The organism is Methanobrevibacter sp. (genome assembly GCF_030539665.1).
Classification (GTDB): domain Archaea; phylum Methanobacteriota; class Methanobacteria; order Methanobacteriales; family Methanobacteriaceae; genus Methanocatella.
On sequence record NZ_JAUNXR010000004.1, the window covers coordinates 45407 to 63134 of the forward strand.

Consider the following 17728-nt stretch of genomic DNA (forward strand, 5'->3'; position numbering starts at 1 on the left):
AGTTATTTTTCCATATTTCTTTTTTGTAATTTTGATTTTGTATTTTTTTTTGTTTTGTTATTTATATTTTTAGTGGTTTTTATGTGGTTAAATTATATATTTATTGTATAAATGTTATATTGGGTATAAGTTGTGATGTAATGAATTTTTATTAATATTTTAAGTATCTATTTGATACTTGTCATTTTATATATATGATTTTATGAAATATTAATATGGATTTGCAAACATGTTTGAAATTATTGAGAGAAATAAAAGATGTGGCTTTTGCAACTGTTGATGAAAATAATCATCCTCAGGTTAGAATAATTGATGTAATGAATGTTGAAGATGATAAAATCTATTTTTTAACTGCCCAAGGTAAAGATTTTTACAATCAGCTAATCAATACCAAAAAGGTTGCAATTGTTGGTCTTACTAAAGATTATGAGTCAATCCGTGTTAATGGTAATGTTCATCTTTTAGATAATCAAAAAGAAGAAATAGATAAGATTTTTGAATTAAATCCTTCAATGAATGATGTTTATCCAGGTAACTCAAGGTATATTCTTCAAGCATTTTGTGTTTATGAGGGAGAAGTGGAATACTTCAATTTGGTTAAAGAACCTATTTTTAGAGAAAGCTTTTCGTTAAACAATTACAAAATAGCTGAAAAAGGATTTTTAATAACTGATGAGTGTTTAAAGTGCGGATTATGTTATAAGAATTGCCCTCAAAAAGCAATCAAAGATAATCCATATAAAATCCAACAAGAACATTGTCTCCATTGTGGATTATGTTATTTTAACTGTCCAAATGAAGCTATTATGAGGATAGAAAATGATAATAACTGATGTATTTAATTTAATAAGCTCTCAAAGAGACTTTTTTATAAACTTAACAATTCAACATTTACAGATTTCTTTAATTTCCATTGTATTGGCTATTATAATAGGATTGGGGTTAGGGATAGCTGTTGGAGAATATAAAAGGAATAAATGGATTTTAGTAGTTGTTAATTTGATTTATACAATTCCTTCCATCGCATTGTTTGGTTTTCTAATTCCAGTTACAGGTATTGGTGATGTTAGCGCAATCATAGCTTTAACAGTTTATGCTTTGCTCCCGATGGTCAGAAATACATACACCGGAATTACAACAATTGATAAAAATATTTTGGAAGCTGCAGAAGGAATGGGTGCAACTAAATTTCAAATTTTATACAAAATCAAACTTCCTTTAGCAATGCCTCATATAATATCAGCTATTAGAAACATGGTTATAATGACTGTTGCTCTTACAGGTATTGCAGCATTTATTGGTGCTGGAGGACTTGGTGTTGCAATTTACAGAGGAATTACAACTAATAATATAGTTATGACAGTTGCAGGAAGTCTTTTGATAGCTATCCTAGCAATAGTTTTAGATCTTATTTTAGGCCAAATCGAAAAGATATTTGATTATAACAGGAAAATTAAAGTCAATAAAAAGTATTTATTGGCTGCACTTATTGTGATTATTCTTTTAATTGGAGGCAGTCTTTATGCAAACTCTCAAAATGACACGATTCATGTTGCAACAAAGCCAATGACGGAACAGTATATTATGGGTTATATGCTTAAGGAAGTGATTGAGGCAAATTCAGACTTAAAAGTTGATCTTTCTACAGGAATTGGTGGTGGAACAAGCAATATTCATCCGGGAATGCTTAAGGGAGATTTTGATATCTATCCGGAGTATACAGGAACCGGTTGGATGGAAGTTCTTAAAAAGGATGGGATTTATAACGAAGAACAGTTTAATACTCTTCAAAAAGATTATAATGAACAGTACAATATTACATGGGTTAATGATTACGGATTTGAAGACACCTACGGAATAGCTGTTACTGAAGAAGTGGCTGATAAGTATAATCTTAAAACATATTCTGATTTAGCTAGTGTATCTAATCAATTGACTTTTGGAGCAGAGTATGATTTCTTTGAAAGAGAGGATGGTTATGATGCTCTTAAAAATGAGTATGGGATGAATTTTAAGTCAACTCAAGATATGGATATTGGTTTAAAATATGATGCTATTAAATCAGGGCAAGTAGATGTAATCAATATATTCACAACAGATGGTAGATTAAGTGATTCAAATGTGGTTGTTTTAGAAGATGATAAGCAATTCTACCCATCATATGAGTGCTATAATATTGTAAGGATTGATGTGTTAAATGAACATCCGGAACTTAAAAATATTTTATTAAGTCTAAATAATACAATAACATCTGAAGATATGGCAAAAATGAATTATGAAGTAGAAGTAGAGAAAAAAGAGCCTCAAGATGTAGCTCACAAGTTTTTAGTAAGAAAAGGGATAATATGAGTAAAATAAAATTTGAAAATATTTCCAAAAAATATGGGGATAAAACAGTTGTAGATGATTTTAACATGGAAATTAACGAAGGGGAGTTCATAACAATAATTGGAAGTTCGGGAAGTGGAAAAACTACTGTTCTTAAGATGATCAATGGTTTAATAAATCCTACAAGTGGAAACATCTATATTGATGGGGTGGACATTTCAAAATTAAACAAAGTTGATTTAAGACGTAAAACAGGTTATGCAATTCAGGGAAATGTTCTTTTTCCTCATCTTAATGTTGAAGAGAATATAAACTTTGTTTTGAATTTGGATAAAAATAATTCATTAAATGTAGCTAAGGATTTAATCAAAACAATTAATTTGGATGAAGATCTACTTGAAAGAATGCCCTATGAATTGTCTGGAGGTCAGCAGCAAAGGGTGGGAATTGCAAGATCCCTTGCAGCAAATCCAGATATCCTTCTTATGGACGAACCATTTGGGGCTATTGATGAAATAACAAGAGAGCAGTTACAGGATGAGATAAAAAGGATTCATAAAAATAAAAACTTAACAATAGTTTTCATCACTCACGACATTAGGGAAGCTTTATATTTAGCAGATAAAGTTATAGTGATGAACAATGGAAAAATAGAACAGTATGGCACTCCCGAAGAAATCATTAATAATCCAAAAACAGATTTTGTTAAAAAGTTAACGAGGAGAGTTTCATGAAGGCAGTTGTATTGGAAAAACCATGTTTGGCTAATGATTTAAAAGTATCAGAAGTTCCAAAACCTAAAATAAAACCTGGAACTGTTTTAGTTAAAATAAAGGCATTTGGTATTAATAGATCTGAAATTTTTACAAGGCAAGGATTTTCACCATCTGTTAAACTTCCAAGAATTATGGGTATTGAATGTGTAGGGGTTGTGGAAGATCCTGGAGATAGCAATTTTTTAAAAGGAGATAAAGTAATATCTATGATGGGTGGTCTTGGTCGTCAATTTGATGGAAGTTATGCTGAGTATACATTAATTCCTAAAAATCAAGTTTATTCAATTCAAACAGATTTGGATTTTACAACTCTTGCAGCTATTCCTGAAATGTATTATACAGCATATGCATCATTATTTAATGCATTGCAACTTAAATCTGGAGAAACTTTGTTAATCCGTGGAGGTACTAGTTCTGTTGGAATAGCAAGTATACAGCTTGCAAAAGCATTAGGAGTTTATACAATAGCTACCACAAGAAACAAGTCTAAAGTTGAGTTACTTAAACAATTAGGGGCTGATGAAGTAATAATTGATGAAGGAATTTTGAATTGTTCTAAGAAGGTTGATAAAATCCAAGAACTTATTGGTACAAAAACTCTTAAGGATTCTCTTAAAAATGTAAAACAAGGGAGGATTGTTTGCATGACTGGAATATTGGGTGGGGAATGGGAATTCAATTCGTTTCTTCCAATGGAAGATATTCCATCTGAAGTCTACTTAACTTCCTTTGATAGTGAAGTAATCAAACAACAAGTTATCGATAATTTATTGAAATTCATAGGCGAACATTCAATTAAACCAATTATCTCAAAAGTTTTTAGATTAAATGAAATATCACATGCACATGAACTAATGGAAAGTAATAGTTCCAATGGAAAAATTGTTGTAGAAGTTGATTAGTTCACTTCCAGATAATTTTTATTATTTAAATATAAATAATAATATAAAAGTTGGCATATTATAACAATACATTTAAATACTACATTGGATTAATAATAATTAAAAATTTTTAAGGAGATGAATATTATGAAAGGTGGAGTTTTCTACGGTAAAGGTATTAGAGAGTTAAAAGAGGAAGAACCAGATTTATACACACTTGCAGAATCAATCAGCAATGTTTGTTATAACGGTCAAGTTCTTGATTATAAAACTCAAAAATTGATAGCTATTGGAATTGAAGCTTCCAAATCAGATGCTAGAGCTATCAAACAGCAAATGATCAGTACCATGCAGGAATTAGGTGCTACAAAAGAAGAGATTATGGATGTTTTAAGAGTGGTTCTCATCACTTCTGGAATGCCTGCTTTCAACAAGGCTGTAAAAATATTAAATAGTATCTAAATACTATTTTCCTACTTTTTTTTAAATTATTGTTTTCTTATTTTTTATTGGCTGGTTTTTGGTGATATTGTACAGATTCACATTATAATATTTTTTTCTTCAACTTGTGGCCATATCAATCTTTTTAAATAAATTTATAATATTTTAACACCAAAATAATAATGTTAGGAATTAATACGTATTAATTTTATAATTGTAAAAATGATTATTAAATTGTTTTTTTCCTAATGACTTTAAAATCGATTATTAAAGAGGTGAAAAAATTCTTAATAACAGATTTAAAGTCTTTTTAGTGCTAATTTGTGCTTTAGTAATCTTATTGGGTTCTATTGCAGCCATTAGTGCAGAAGACTACTCTGTTAGTGGGAATTTTACAAATCTAAATAACGCAATTAGCCATTCGAGCGCTGGCGATGTTATTAATGTGGAAGATAACATAACCTTGCAGAATAGTGAATCAAGTTCATATGGGAATGGAATCAAAATTGATCATTCTATTACAATTGAAGGAAATGGACATGTCATTGATGCAAAAAGTGCAAATAACAAGAGAGCTTCCGTTTTCTCAATTAGCAATAGGGCGAATGTTATTATAAAGGACTTAGTAATTATGAATGCATTTAGACAATCTATGGGTGGGGCCATAACCGTTGCAAGCGGCTGTACTTTGACCCTTGTTAACTGTACTTTCATAGCTAACGAAGGTGTTAATAATGGTGGTGCTATCTATTCGACCGGTTCCTTAACAGTCAAAGGCTGTAATTTTGAGAACAACACCATAAAACAGGGGACTGCTTATGGTGGTGCCATTTGTGTTAGGGGTGCCAATCTAAATGTATCATACACAAACTTTACTAATAACTACTGTAGTAACACCGCAGGAGGCAACGACAGTTCCAACGGAGGAGCTGTTAGTTACTATAACGGTAATTTCATACAGTTAAGCAATTGTAATTTCATTAACAACACTGCTCATGGTACTAAGCTTTCAACAGCTGTTGGCGGTGCAGTCTATGTAATCGAAACCAGATTGGTCAACATTACTGACTGTAACTTTACAGGTAACTCAGTAAACTGTGAAAGAAGTGATTATTTAAGAGGTATTTCACGTGGAGGGGCAATCGCCGTATATGATGACAAGAATCATAAGGACTATTTCCAATATGTGACCAATTGTAGATTCATCGGCAACCATGCCGAAGACGCTGCTGGTGCACTTAGAAGTACTGGTTTTTTAACAATCAATAATTCTTACTTTGCTCAAAATTATTTGACAACACCAGATCCTGATGCAAAATTGGGGCTTAACGGTACATTTGGTACAGCTATTGCAAACGATAGGGGAGGAAACCTTTACATTGCAAATACAATCATTGAAAATCACGAAGCCAAAAACAACAATTCATATGGTACTGTTTTCTATCACGACAACGCAGACATCATTTTCGAAAATGTTACCATGAGAAACAATTATGCAAGTTATGGAGGAGCTATTTATAACTACAACGGTGATAAATCAACATTCAACATCACCGATTCAAGATTTATAAATAATACTGCACTTCACGGAGGAGCAATCTTTAATGCAGGTCAGGTATTGAAAATAAACAATACAGACTTCATTAACAACACCGCTCTTTTGGAAGGAGGAGTTATTTCATCTGATGAAGTTAACAAGACAAGTAGTACAGCAATTTTAGAGGTTAATAACACCAGGTTTATTAACAGTACAGCAAAAACCGAAGGTGGAGCTGTATATGCAAACCAGGGTTCTCCTATTTTCATCTTAAATTCTTACTTCACCAACTCCACTGCAAATGCAGGGGGTGCAATATACTCCAAGAACAACAAAAACATTATTATTGACAACACCACTTTCGTCTATAATAATGCTAAAACTAACGGTGGGGCAATACTTGCTTCAAACGATTCAGTAATTAATTGTTCATTATCTACATTTAATGACAACAAAGCTAATGTTGGTGGTGGTATAAGTGCATCTTCAGATTCTGAGGTTAATTTGATTGAATGTGCTTTTAATAGGAATTCAGCTACCTTTGATGGGGGAGCTATTTCAGCTAATGAAAGTTCCATTATCAATGTCGTTAACTCAACTTTATTGGACAACAACGCAACCCATTACGGAGGAGCTATCGCTGCATCCACTAAAGTATTGGTTAACATGTCCAATGCTGTATTTAAAAACAACACTGCCCTACGTGGAGGGGCGGTCTATGAAAATGCAGATTCAAGTTTCATTGGCGTCAATTCCACTTTCATCTCAAACCATGCAACCGAGTATGGTGGAGCTATTGATGGATCTTTAAATGTAGGGATATACCTTTACAATTCCACATTTAACAAGAATACTGTCGATGATGACGGTGGAGCAATCTATGCCAATGTAGGATCTAAAATTCACATAGAAAACACCAACTTCACTAACAACAGCGCAAATGGTGCAGGTGCAAATAGTACTGGTGGAGCTATTTCAGGTTATAAAAATGTCTATATAGATATTTCCAATTCCAATTTTGAAAATAATAGTGCAGAATACGGTGGTGCGATTGGAGGGGATTACAACTCAGTAATCGACGTCACCAATTCCACTTTTATTAAAAACAATGCATCTGTTTTGGGAGGAGCTATTTCAGCTACTGAAAATGTTAGGTTTAACATTACTAACTCTACCTTCGATAGGAACGCCGCCAAAAAGGGTGGTGCAATAAGTGGAGACTACAACTCCCTCATTGACGTGCAGAAGTCCAAATTCACAAACAACTCCGCAACAACTGATGGCGGAGCCATTGCAGGACTTGAAAACGTAAGGGTTGTAGTTTCCGATTCAGTATTTGAAGAAAATACTGCTGTCAACGGTGGAGCGGTCAGCGGTGATAAGGATTCATTCATTAACATAACCGAATCTAGCTTTGAAAACAACAGAGTATCACAAAACGGTGGAGCAATTAACGGAGCTCAGGTTACCATTAGCGATTCTAATTTAACTAAAAACAAAGCTGGAGAAAACGGTGGGGCCATTTATAGTTCAGCTAATTCTTATATTGGCTACAACAATTTTAATAATAATTCCGCATTAAATAATGGGTCTGCAATTTATTCCAGCGGAGACAAAACAATAGTTAAAAATACTATCAACGAAGAGGACGTTGAAGGGTTCTCTTCAATCTATCTTACAAATGACGAATATACTAGAAACGCTACTCTGACTCAAAACACCATATATACCAATCTGATTCCGATTTACAATGATGGAAACCTGATTGTAAGTCCTACAAAGCTGGTGATTATCAACAATGAATCATACGTTGTGCCGATCAACAGAACTCAAGCCCTTTGGGCACATTTATATGATGACAATGACAACACAATAGGATCCAGTTCAAACGTAATCATTACAGTATGGAATCCTGAGAAAAACTTCAATGCTAAGTTTGACAGATTTTCATTGGATTTCGATTCAGCTATTCCATTTAAGGTGGAAAAGGTTGGAATATTCCCAGTTAACGGATACTATAACAATGCTGTGTTTGATAACCAAACAATATTGCCTGGTTTAATTTCTACAGGCAATATTCCTACTGATGTAGTTATTAACATACCTAATCACAAATACAACCAAACTACCAGAGGTACAGTAAATCTGACCAATGAATACGGTTACAACATGTCTGGTAACGTGACTGTTGTTATTGACGGAACCATAACAATAATTGTTCCTATCTATGATGGGCTTGGATATATTGTAGTAAATGATACTTTGATGGTTGGAAATCACTCTGCTACTGTTAAGTTCGCAGGTGATGACGTATTCTTGCCTTCCAACAATGATACAACATTTAATGTAACTAAATTGGATACAAAAGCTACAATTACTGTTCCCAATATAGTTGAAGGGGACAATATAACCGGTACTATTACCTTGGTCGATGAATATGACAAAAACATAACTGGAAATGTTACAGTTAATATTGCTAACTTCCCTCCTTTTGTTGTGGAAGTTATAAACGGTATAGCTAACTTTACTCTCAATGAAACATTGCCTCAGGGCATTGGTTACGATGCACATGTTCATTTCAATGAAACCGAAATCTACAACCCCTCTGTAAACGACACAACATTTACAGTCGGCAAGATAAAAACTGACGTATCAATATTCATCCCAGATCACAAGGTGGATGAAAAGGTTACTGGTGTTGTTGACCTAATAGATGCAAATGGAAACAGGATTAACGGAACAGTTTCCGTATCTATCAATGGAACACAATACAGCGTAACAGTAACAAACGGAAAAGGAACACTTTTAGTAAGTGGCCTATATGCAGGAAATTACACAGCTAATGTGGAATATCCTGGAAACAGCAAATACTATTCATCTGCAAACAATACAGTATTTACTGTTTCAAAACACAAAACCCCGATTAACCTAACAGTTAATCAAACTGATAAAGACATTATTATATTTGTAGAAATTCCTTCAGACATTAATGATAATGTAACAATCACTGTAGACGGAAAACCTTATGTTGTTCCTGTTCAAAACGGAACCGGAAAACTCGTTCTTCCAATGCTTCCTGAGGGAAACCATACGGTGGCTGTTGAGTATGTAGGAAATTATAAATATTTAGAAAACAGTACAGACACTACTTTTACTGTTTCAAATGGAAATCAAGGGGATAATGGTACACATAGCAATGTTTCAGCAAAAGACAAAGCTATGGGAGAGAATGTTGAACGTGAAATGTTAAAAACAGGTAATCCAATGGTTCTATTGCTATTGGCTTTATTTGTTTTACCAATAAGAAGAATACTTAAAAAATAGTTTTTGGGAATTTCTTCTAACAAAAAAGTTTCAGGTTGTTGAACGTCACATAAAAAAGAAAAAACATGGGATATGTTTTATTGAAGGTTTTAAATGGATTTTCAATGGATATATTCCATAACTCTTTTTTATACTATAATAGTATATACTATTTCTATTACAAAAAATAATATGAAAAGAGCCATCCCTACATTTAATAAACTTGTTTTCAATGGATTTTCAATGTTGTTCTTGAATTTTCCAAATATTCTGCTCCATTTTATTATATAGGCCAATCCAATAACAAGAACAATTGCCAATATTAGGAAGTAGGCAATGTTAACTCCAATTCCAAATATTGTGTTTCCAAGTGATTCAATCAATGACTGGACAGCTAATGTCACTACAGACCCGAATGTGTTTGTTAGCATATGCAGGATGATGGGATAGATGATCTTTCCTGTTTTTATGTATATGCAGGCAAAGAAGCCTCCAAGGAAAAACGCATAGAAGAATTGGTTTAAGTTCCCATGGAAAAGGCCGAACATTAGTGCAGATAAAATTATTGAGATTTTGGCACCATATTTTATGGTTCTATCTATCAAAAACTTTCTAAAAAATATTTCCTCAAAAATCGGAGCTATTAACGATATTAAGATAAGATTTACCATTATGCTGGAACTGTTTATAAGGTTTACAATCGGATTTATAACTTCAGTATGTTTGAATACTTCAATAATTCCGGTTATTGAAAGTCCGATAATGTTTCCGATATACATCAATGCGAAGGTAATGCAAAAACATATTGCAAATTTCCTTAAGCTTAGGCTGTGCCTTTCAATGTCGGTTTTTTCTATTTTCTTAAGCAATAGGTATAGGACTGGGAATGGCACTATATATTGGCAAACGAAGCTGATGGTTGTTGTTATGTTAACGTTGGTCAGTATCTCCGGATTGAATTTGGAGACAATGACTGCTATAAATATTTGCGAAACGATTGCCAATATTCCCATTGTCAAATAACTAAATCCTATTCTTGAAAAATCTTTCTTTGCAATCTGCTTCATCAATACACCACAATTCTATAATAAATATATATTAGTTGTAACAAACTTTTATATATGTTTTATAATAAGGATAGTAAAAGGATTTTATGGGTTGACTGGTTAAAGGTTTTTGCTATAATTGGAGTTTTAGGTCTCCATTCCTCAACTCAATTTTTCGATCCATCTATTCTTTATTCTTTCAATTGGTATGTGGGAGTATTTTTCGAATCCTTGTGCAGATATGGGATTATTCTATTTTTAATGGCATCCGGATTTTTGATTTTAAGAAAGCCCGAGCCGATTACAAATTTCCCAAGAAGATTTAAACGTGTTTTCATACCTTTTGTATTTTGGCTCTTTGTCTATGGAATTATTAAGTTTTACATGATAAACCATTCATTCAATCCTGTAGGCATTGTCATTTACCTGCTTGAGGCTTTTTTAAATCCAACTAACGTTTCTATCCAGTTCTGGTTTGTATATATGATAATTGGGCTTTATCTTTTTGCACCGATTTTGTCAAAATGGCTTGAGAACTGTTCCGTTATGGAAATTGAATATTTCCTGGTTATTTGGGTTTTCGTATCAGTTTTCCAGTTTCTCAATGTTGACACAATCATTCTCGATTACCTTAGGTATTTCTCAGGAGCTATAGGCTACTTTATTTTGGGTTATTATTTGGCCTTTAAGGATTCAAGATATCTTCAAAGCAGAAAATTCGGTTTATTCCTGTTCCTTTTAGGTACAGCTATCTGTTTTGTAGGTACAACAGTTGGAAGCATTGTCATTGGTGGACCTTGTTACCTCTTCTTTGGTGTTGGCGAGATAACTCCTAACGCTTGTTTGCAGGGTATTGGCTTGTTCATAATGATTAAGAACACAGATTTCGGGAAATTGTCTGACAGGATTAACAGCTTTGCTGTTTTGATAAGTTTGGAATCTTATGGCGTTTACTTGTGTAATATTTTAATCATTGAGTTTCTGGAAAAATTCGGAATCTTTTCAATTTCCGGAAATGCTCTTGTAGCTATACCTGGAGTATTTGTCATTAGTTTCATTATTGCAAATGTGCTGATTTATGTCATGAGCAAGTTGCCTTTCTTGAATAAATTCACCGGATTTAAATCAATTTTGTAATAATTTACTAATAGTTTATATATTTTAAAATCAAAAATAATAACTGTATGTTTTATAATAAGGATAGCAAAAGGATTTTATGGGTGGATTGGATTAAGGCACTTGCCGTTTTTGCAGTTGCAATAATTCATGTATCTGGAAGATACCTTGAAGAAAACTTATTATTTACATCAAACTGGTTTATTGCTGTAGGTTTCGAATCATTAACAAGGTATGCTGTCGTATTCTTTATTTTAGCTTCCGGATTTTTGATTTTAAGAAAGCCAGAACCAATAACTAATATTCCTAGGCGTTTTAAACGGATTTTTGTTCCTTTTGTTTTTTGGATGTTTATTTATGCAATTTGCTATTATTTTTTAATTGATGGATATTCCGACGTTTTCGGATTCGTTAAATATTTCTTCTACGGTTTCATTGATCCGACCAGTGTCTGTCTGCTGTTCTGGTTTGTATATATGATTATTGGTCTTTATGTTTTTGCACCTATTCTATCAAAATGGATTGAAAACTCTTCTTTTAAAGAAATAGAATATTTTTTAGCCGTTTGGATTGTTGTGATGATTTTGTATTTGGCAATGACACTTACAGGTTATGACACTATAATCTATGACTATCTAAGATATTTTGGTGGGGCTATAGGCTACTTTATTTTAGGTTATTATTTGGCCTTTAAGGATTCAAGATATCTTCAAAGCAGAAAATTCGGTTTGCTGCTGTTCATCATTGGAACTTTTATGTGTTTTGTGGGAACTGTTGGTGTGGCATACATTACAGGCGTTCAAACATTTGCATTCATGTCCGTTGGAGACATTACTCCAAATGCGTGCTTGCAAGCCGTTGGTTTATTTATCATTGTTAAGAATACTAGTTTCAATAAGTTAAGTGATAGGATAAATTCAATCATCGTATTGATAAGTCTTGAGTCATATGGATTTTATTTGGCTCATTTGCTGGTGATTGGGGCTCTTAAGAAATTATCAATATTTTCTTTAGAGAACAATGCATTGGTCACAATTCCGCTTTTTTCAATATGCGTTTTGGTTTCAGTCAATGTTTTGATTTATATTATGAGCAAGATTCCATTCTTAAATAAATTTACAGGATTTAAATCCATTTTATAAAAACTTTATATATTTTCAATACACAATATTAAATGTTAATTGAATTTTTAAAGTGATAATGTGTATAAAAATAAGTTTACACCTGTAATTTTACCGATTATAATTATTATCGTATGGTATATAATAACTTCTGTTCTACATCTGGTAACTCCATATACATTGCCAAGTCCTGTTGATGTTTGCATCTCTGCATGGCACATCATTTTGACTGGAGAACTGTTTACAGATTCATTTGATACTTTATTTAAGGTATTTGCAGGTATGGCAATTGCTTCCATTGTTGCAATTCCTTTAGGAATATTGCTCGGTGCTTACAAAATACTTGAGGATATCTGTACTTTCGTCATCAGTATTTTAAGGCCGATTCCTCCAGTTGCATGGATTCCATTTTCCATCCTTTGGTTTGGAATAGGAACTGTTCCTGCTGTATTTATTATTTTTATGGGTTGTGTATTCCCTATTTTAGTTTATACAATTGATGGGGTAAAGAGAACTGACAAGGTTTTGATTGAAGCAGCAAGAACTTTAGGGGCTGATGACACAACTGTTCTAACTAAGGTCATTTTGCCTTCTGCTGTGCCGTATATTCTTTCAGGACTTAAGGTGGGGGTTGGAATAGCATTGATGTGTACAATCTCTGCTGAGATGATTGGATCAAGCAGCGGTTTGGGTTATATGATTTTGACAGCCACAAACCTTTTTGACACAGGTACAACAGTTGTTGGAATGTTGACTATTGGTATTATCGGATTGGTATTGGATTATATATTTGGTAAGATCCAAAGCTACGTATTCTGGTAGGAGGATTTAGAATGTCAATTGAAGTTAAAAATATTAACAAATCATTCAAGACTAATAAAAAGGATTTGGATGTTTTAGAAAATGTTAATTTGGATATTGAAGATGGAAAATTCGTTTGTCTATTGGGTCCTTCCGGTTGTGGGAAAACTACTCTTTTGCGTCTTATAGCTGGTTTGGATACTCCCACTTCAGGTGAAATCATTGCTGATGGCGAAGTCGTCAAGAAACCGTCAGGCGATAGGGCAGTCATTTTCCAGCAATATTCTCTCTTTCCATGGCTAACAGTCCTTGACAATGTAATGTTCGGCCTTAATCTCAATAACAAATCCAAGGAGGAGAATCTGAAAAGTGCAGAAACCTATCTTGAAAGGGTTGGGCTAATAGAGTTTAAGGATGCATATCCTCATGAGCTTTCCGGAGGAATGAAGCAAAGGGTGGCTATTATACGCTCTCTCTTAAACCATACTCCAATATTGCTTATGGATGAGCCTTTCTCTGCTTTGGACATGCAGAACAGACACAAGTTGCAAGAGCAGTTGATAGGAGTCTGGAAAAGGTTTGAAAATACCATCGTTTTTGTAACTCATGATGTTGATGAGGCCGTTTATCTTGCTGATGACATAGTTATTATGGGTAGGGACCCTGGAAGAATCAAGGAAATCTTCCATGTGGATCTTGAGAGGCCAAGAAAAAGGGAATCTCAGGAATTTATTCAAGTCCAAGAGGAAGTAATTTCAAAATTGGATGCATGGGACTAATTATTGTCCTTCACTTTTTTTTATTTTTCTTTGCATAATTGCTTTTATTTCACACAAAAAGCTTTTAAAGTTGTTCATTTAAACTAATATTTGCTATGACAACTACTTTAGACTATTTCAACTTTGTAGATAAAAATTTGTCATTGGGACTTAAAAATGAGCTTCTCTTTTCAAAAATGAGAAGAAACAAATATATTGAGTTTTCAAAGGAGGAAATTCCCTGCTTTGACAAGTTGAACTTCAATAAGGATAATGTTCTGATTCCCCTTCTTGACTATGATGACGTTTTGTATCTGATGAAGGACGTTTTGGCCGAGTTTGGAGTTTTGGTTTTTGAAGCTCAGGGAGTGGCTAGTGACGAGTTTAATGGATGTAGTTATTACTTCAATAATCTTCCTTTCATTCTTTTGAATGGCAAGAATAGCTATGGAAAAAGGATTGCAAGTTTGATTAAGGCTATTGACTACTTGAAAATTAAAAAAACAAAACTGTTTAAAACAAGGGATTGCTTAGATCTGGATGAGTATTTTGTTGAGAAGTTTTTCAAATACAATGGCTATCCTTATACCAATGTCATGCTGGATGCCTATGTAAAAAAAGAAATGTCTCATGAGGATATCATAAGAAATTTAAGAATGCCTTTAAGTGAGATTAGAAAGTTTATCTAATCTCTTTTTATATTTTTGGAATTAGGGTTCCGTAATTGCCGTTTTCAATTGCTGAATGAGTATATTTTTCAGCCAATCCTATTGCATTTTCCAAGGTTTCTCCTTTTGCAAGGTAGCTTACGATTGCTGCGGAGAAATTGCATCCGCTTCCGTGAAGGTTGCCTGTCTCTATAAGTTCCTGCCTACTGACGGTAATCTTTGAGTCAATGTTTATCACATTGTTTCCTTGAAGATGGCCTCCAGTAATCATGTTGTTACAAAACTTTCCTAATTTTAATGAAGCGTCTTTTGCAGTATTTACGTCATTAATTTCAACATCAGTTAATTTAATTGCTTCATCTACATTTGGTGTTGTAAAAATAGCTACTTTTAACAGTTTTTTAAAGGCTTCCACAAGCTCATTCCTATATAGCGCACCGCCGGAAGTTGCAACCATTACGGGATCAACAACACATTTCAGGTCATGCTCCCTAATTTTGCCGATTACAACGTCAACAACCTCCTTGGAATAGAGCATTCCTGTTTTTATGTAGGTTATATCATAGCTGTCAAGAACGGCATCAATCTGTTCCCCTATAAAATCCGCTTCAATGGGCTTTATGGAATAAACTTTATTTGGGTTTTGTGCAGTAAGGGCAGTTACAATTCCGGTTCCATAGACTCCCAATGCCTGGAACGTTTTCAAATCTGCGTAAACTCCTGCACCTGCTGACGGATCAACGCCGGCAATGCTCATAACTATCATAAGCTATCCTCTGGTGACCCTTAGCCTTTCGGATCCATGAATCGATTCCACGTTTATTTTCAGTTTCTTCAGATATTTTCTGGTGTGGGTATTTTCACCATGGACCATGATTTCTCCCAAATCTTCAGTGGTGTTAACATCCAAAGCCATAAAGAATGAATCGTGAACTTGAGGATTAAGTTTTTTACGATCAGCTGCATTAACATGTTCCTTATAGCTGAAATCTCCAAATCTGGTTCTTATTGCTGATGGTTCCAAAATGATTGCATTGGTTCCGCCACCTTTTGACGGAACAATGATGAAATCTAAGGATTTGCTTGATTCAATTAGCATTTGGATGTTGGTCTTGCCAATCAACGGAACGTCTGAAGGCATGATGATTACCTTTTTAGCGTTGCCTTTGCAGTAGTCCATTGCCTGTTTCAAGGCCTTGTTCAGGTTTGAGTTTTCATTTTCCTTCAAGACATCCAGGTTGATGCTTTTAGCATAATTGAGAACTTCCTCGTCGGCACTGATTATGATGATTTTGTCAACGTGCCTTTTCAAGGAGTCTGTAACGTCTTTCAGCATTACCTTTAAAAGTTCTTCACGTTCCTTTTCACTTAGAAAGGGAGAAAGACGGGTTTTGGCATTTTTAAATTTGCTAACTGGTATAATCCCATAAATTTCATCCATGATATCACTCTAATATGTTTTAGCTATAAGTGCAATGTATTTTGCATCCTCTTCAGGATTGTTGATGCATTTAAGGCCGGATTCGCCGTCAAGCTCTTCGTAGATTCCTAAAATGTCATAGCCGGTCTCTTCCTCAATCTGCTTACCGCACTCGTCATCTCCACACCAGTTAAATGAGACAACATTTCCTGCCTCTATCAGTTCTGGGATTTCTTCCAGTTCGGATGCGAAGATCACATGTTCCTCAAGGAAGTTCCATGAGCTTGTGTTCAAGTCCTTATCATATTCGTTGATGAGGTTAACAACATTGTCAACAAGCAGCTCATCCAAAGCAAGCTCCACTTTCTCCAGATTGTCTCTGCGCATTGCAATGGTAATGTTGTTCTCCAAATCCCTTGGTCCAAGTTCAAGCTTGATCGGTGTTCCCTTAAGCTCCCAGTCATAGAACTTTTTACCAGGTCTAATGTCCCTGTCATCAATATTGACACGGAGTCCTGCAGCCTCCAGCTTTTCCTTGATTTCCATACATTTGTCCATAACCTCTTCCTTGCCCTTTTTAAATAAAATAGGGATTATTGTAACTTGTGTAGGTGAAACCATTGCCGGAAGGCGCAAACCCTTTTCGTCACCATGATTGGCTATCATTGCAGCTACAACACGGTCTGACAATCCTGCACAGGTCTGGTATACATATTTATGTTCTCCGTCCTTGTCTTCAAAGGTTATGTCAAAGGTTTTTGCAAAGGTCTGGCCTAAATTGTGTATTGTACCTATCTGCAGGGTTTTTCCATCAGGCATTATTGTATCGAAAGCCATTGTGTAGTCAGCTCCAGGGAACTTGTCCCAGGATGGTCTTTCGCTGATGAGATATGGAATTCCTAAATCATTGAAGAATTCTTTGTAAAGTTCAATGTAGTCATCCACCTGTTCCTTTGCCTCTTCTTTGGTTGCATGGGCAGTATGGGCTTCTTTGAATGTAGTGATTTCACGAACCCTGATCAATGGCCTTGTATGTTTTGTTTCATATCTGAAGGTATTCACTATCTGGTAGTATTTTATTGGCAAGTCAATGTGTGACCTGATCCATAATGAGTACATTGGATAGATTGCGGTTTCACTTGTAGGCCTTAAAGCCAACTGTTCATTCAAATCCTTCTGACCGCCCTTTGTAACCCAGTAAACCTCGTCTTCAAATCCCTTGACATGAATTCCTTCCTTGGCCAATTCAGCTTCCGGAATGAGCATTGGGAATAAAACCTCTTCATTGTCCTTATCCAACAATTCTTTCAATAATTCTAATGTGTATTTTCTAATTTGAAATCCATAAGGCATCCAGATTGCCATTCCTTTTACAGGATATCTGGAATCAGTAATGTTTGCCTCTTCTAAAATATTATGGAACCATTCGCTAAAATTCTCCACTATATCACCATATTAATTTATTGTCTTTACTTACTTTTAATATTTAGTTTTAATTCATAATTTTGAATTGTTTGATTTCCTCAAGTTAA

At 34.2% G+C, this 17728-nt stretch carries 15 protein-coding genes; 11 read left to right on the plus strand and 4 right to left on the minus strand.

The genetic code is table 11. From position 1 onward, the window contains the following. Positions 1–215: 215 nt before the first annotated feature. From Q4P18_RS05850 to Q4P18_RS05875, 6 genes are all read left to right on the plus strand, one after another. On the plus strand, positions 216–833 hold the full coding sequence (locus Q4P18_RS05850) for a 4Fe-4S binding protein (RefSeq protein ID WP_303336697.1): 618 nt from the start codon (positions 216–218) through the stop codon (positions 831–833). Further along, positions 823–2349 carry a glycine betaine ABC transporter substrate-binding protein gene (locus tag Q4P18_RS05855; RefSeq protein WP_368660197.1) on the plus strand — a complete coding sequence of 509 codons (1527 nt, stop codon included), beginning with the start codon at positions 823–825 and terminating at the stop codon, positions 2347–2349. The genes Q4P18_RS05850 and Q4P18_RS05855 overlap by 11 nt, the downstream gene beginning before the upstream one ends. After that, complete coding sequence (locus Q4P18_RS05860; RefSeq protein ID WP_303336702.1) at positions 2346–3062, plus strand: ABC transporter ATP-binding protein; 717 nt, start codon at positions 2346–2348, stop codon at positions 3060–3062. The genes Q4P18_RS05855 and Q4P18_RS05860 overlap by 4 nt, the downstream gene beginning before the upstream one ends. Further along, on the plus strand, positions 3059–4006 hold the full coding sequence (locus Q4P18_RS05865; protein ID WP_303336704.1) for a zinc-binding alcohol dehydrogenase family protein: 948 nt from the start codon (positions 3059–3061) through the stop codon (positions 4004–4006). The genes Q4P18_RS05860 and Q4P18_RS05865 overlap by 4 nt, the downstream gene beginning before the upstream one ends. Positions 4007–4132: 126 nt before the next feature. Then, on the plus strand, positions 4133–4447 hold the full coding sequence (locus Q4P18_RS05870) for a carboxymuconolactone decarboxylase family protein (protein WP_303336706.1): 315 nt from the start codon (positions 4133–4135) through the stop codon (positions 4445–4447). A gap of 292 nt (positions 4448–4739) precedes the next feature. Then, the gene (locus Q4P18_RS05875) at positions 4740–9287 is read left to right on the plus strand and encodes an Ig-like domain repeat protein (RefSeq protein ID WP_303336709.1); all 4548 of its coding nucleotides are present in this window, start codon (positions 4740–4742) and stop codon (positions 9285–9287) included. 128 nt (positions 9288–9415) lie between these two features. Here the strand turns inward: Q4P18_RS05875 and Q4P18_RS05880 are convergent, their stop codons facing one another. Beyond that, on the minus strand, positions 9416–10333 hold the full coding sequence (locus Q4P18_RS05880) for a CPBP family intramembrane glutamic endopeptidase (RefSeq protein ID WP_303336713.1): 918 nt from the start codon (positions 10331–10333) through the stop codon (positions 9416–9418). 54 nt (positions 10334–10387) lie between these two features. Between Q4P18_RS05880 and Q4P18_RS05885 the strand changes: the two genes are divergently transcribed. The 5 genes from Q4P18_RS05885 (at position 10388) to Q4P18_RS05905 (ending at position 14797) form a co-directional block, all read left to right on the plus strand. Continuing rightward, positions 10388–11449, plus strand: coding sequence for an acyltransferase (locus tag Q4P18_RS05885; protein WP_303336715.1), 1062 nt, complete (start codon positions 10388–10390; stop codon positions 11447–11449). Between the two features lie 83 nt (positions 11450–11532). Beyond that, positions 11533–12570: an acyltransferase gene (locus Q4P18_RS05890; protein WP_303336717.1), complete on the plus strand. Its 1038-nt coding sequence runs from the start codon at positions 11533–11535 to the stop codon at positions 12568–12570. A 60-nt stretch (positions 12571–12630) separates the two neighbouring features. Further along, a complete protein-coding gene (locus Q4P18_RS05895; protein WP_303336718.1) occupies positions 12631–13371 on the plus strand; it encodes an ABC transporter permease in 741 nt (246 codons plus the stop codon). An 11-nt stretch (positions 13372–13382) separates the two neighbouring features. Beyond that, the gene (locus Q4P18_RS05900; protein WP_303336720.1) at positions 13383–14129 is read left to right on the plus strand and encodes an ABC transporter ATP-binding protein; all 747 of its coding nucleotides are present in this window, start codon (positions 13383–13385) and stop codon (positions 14127–14129) included. Positions 14130–14224: 95 nt separating this feature from the next. Beyond that, entirely contained in the window at positions 14225–14797 is a 573-nt protein-coding gene (locus Q4P18_RS05905) for a hypothetical protein (protein ID WP_303336721.1), read from the plus strand. A 7-nt stretch (positions 14798–14804) separates the two neighbouring features. Here the strand turns inward: Q4P18_RS05905 and thiD are convergent, their stop codons facing one another. From thiD to proS, 3 genes are read right to left on the minus strand one after another with little or no spacing between them, the layout of a single operon-like run. Next, positions 14805–15542: a bifunctional hydroxymethylpyrimidine kinase/phosphomethylpyrimidine kinase gene (thiD, locus tag Q4P18_RS05910; protein ID WP_303336722.1), complete on the minus strand. Its 738-nt coding sequence runs from the start codon at positions 15540–15542 to the stop codon at positions 14805–14807. A gap of 3 nt (positions 15543–15545) precedes the next feature. Continuing rightward, the gene (gene cofC, locus Q4P18_RS05915) at positions 15546–16217 is read right to left on the minus strand and encodes a 2-phospho-L-lactate guanylyltransferase (RefSeq protein ID WP_303336724.1); all 672 of its coding nucleotides are present in this window, start codon (positions 16215–16217) and stop codon (positions 15546–15548) included. A gap of 9 nt (positions 16218–16226) precedes the next feature. Beyond that, positions 16227–17642, minus strand: coding sequence for a proline--tRNA ligase (gene proS, locus Q4P18_RS05920; RefSeq protein ID WP_303337224.1), 1416 nt, complete (start codon positions 17640–17642; stop codon positions 16227–16229). Positions 17643–17728 lie beyond the last annotated feature (86 nt).

What these genes read in the sequence shown, in the direction of transcription:
- Q4P18_RS05850 (WP_303336697.1), top strand. Translation starts at nt 216, where the DNA reads ATGGATTTGCAAACATGTTTGAAATTATTGAGAGAAATAAAAGATGTG.
- Q4P18_RS05860 (WP_303336702.1), top strand. Translation starts at nt 2,346, where the DNA reads ATGAGTAAAATAAAATTTGAAAATATTTCCAAAAAATATGGGGATAAA.
- Q4P18_RS05865 (WP_303336704.1), top strand. Translation starts at nt 3,059, where the DNA reads ATGAAGGCAGTTGTATTGGAAAAACCATGTTTGGCTAATGATTTAAAA.
- Q4P18_RS05870 (WP_303336706.1), top strand. Translation starts at nt 4,133, where the DNA reads ATGAAAGGTGGAGTTTTCTACGGTAAAGGTATTAGAGAGTTAAAAGAG.
- Q4P18_RS05880 (WP_303336713.1), bottom strand. Translation starts at nt 10,333, where the DNA reads ATGAAGCAGATTGCAAAGAAAGATTTTTCAAGAATAGGATTTAGTTAT.
- Q4P18_RS05885 (WP_303336715.1), top strand. Translation starts at nt 10,388, where the DNA reads ATGTTTTATAATAAGGATAGTAAAAGGATTTTATGGGTTGACTGGTTA.
- Q4P18_RS05900 (WP_303336720.1), top strand. Translation starts at nt 13,383, where the DNA reads ATGTCAATTGAAGTTAAAAATATTAACAAATCATTCAAGACTAATAAA.
- Q4P18_RS05905 (WP_303336721.1), top strand. Translation starts at nt 14,225, where the DNA reads ATGACAACTACTTTAGACTATTTCAACTTTGTAGATAAAAATTTGTCA.
- thiD (WP_303336722.1), bottom strand. Translation starts at nt 15,542, where the DNA reads ATGATAGTTATGAGCATTGCCGGCGTTGATCCGTCAGCAGGTGCAGGA.
- cofC (WP_303336724.1), bottom strand. Translation starts at nt 16,217, where the DNA reads ATGGATGAAATTTATGGGATTATACCAGTTAGCAAATTTAAAAATGCC.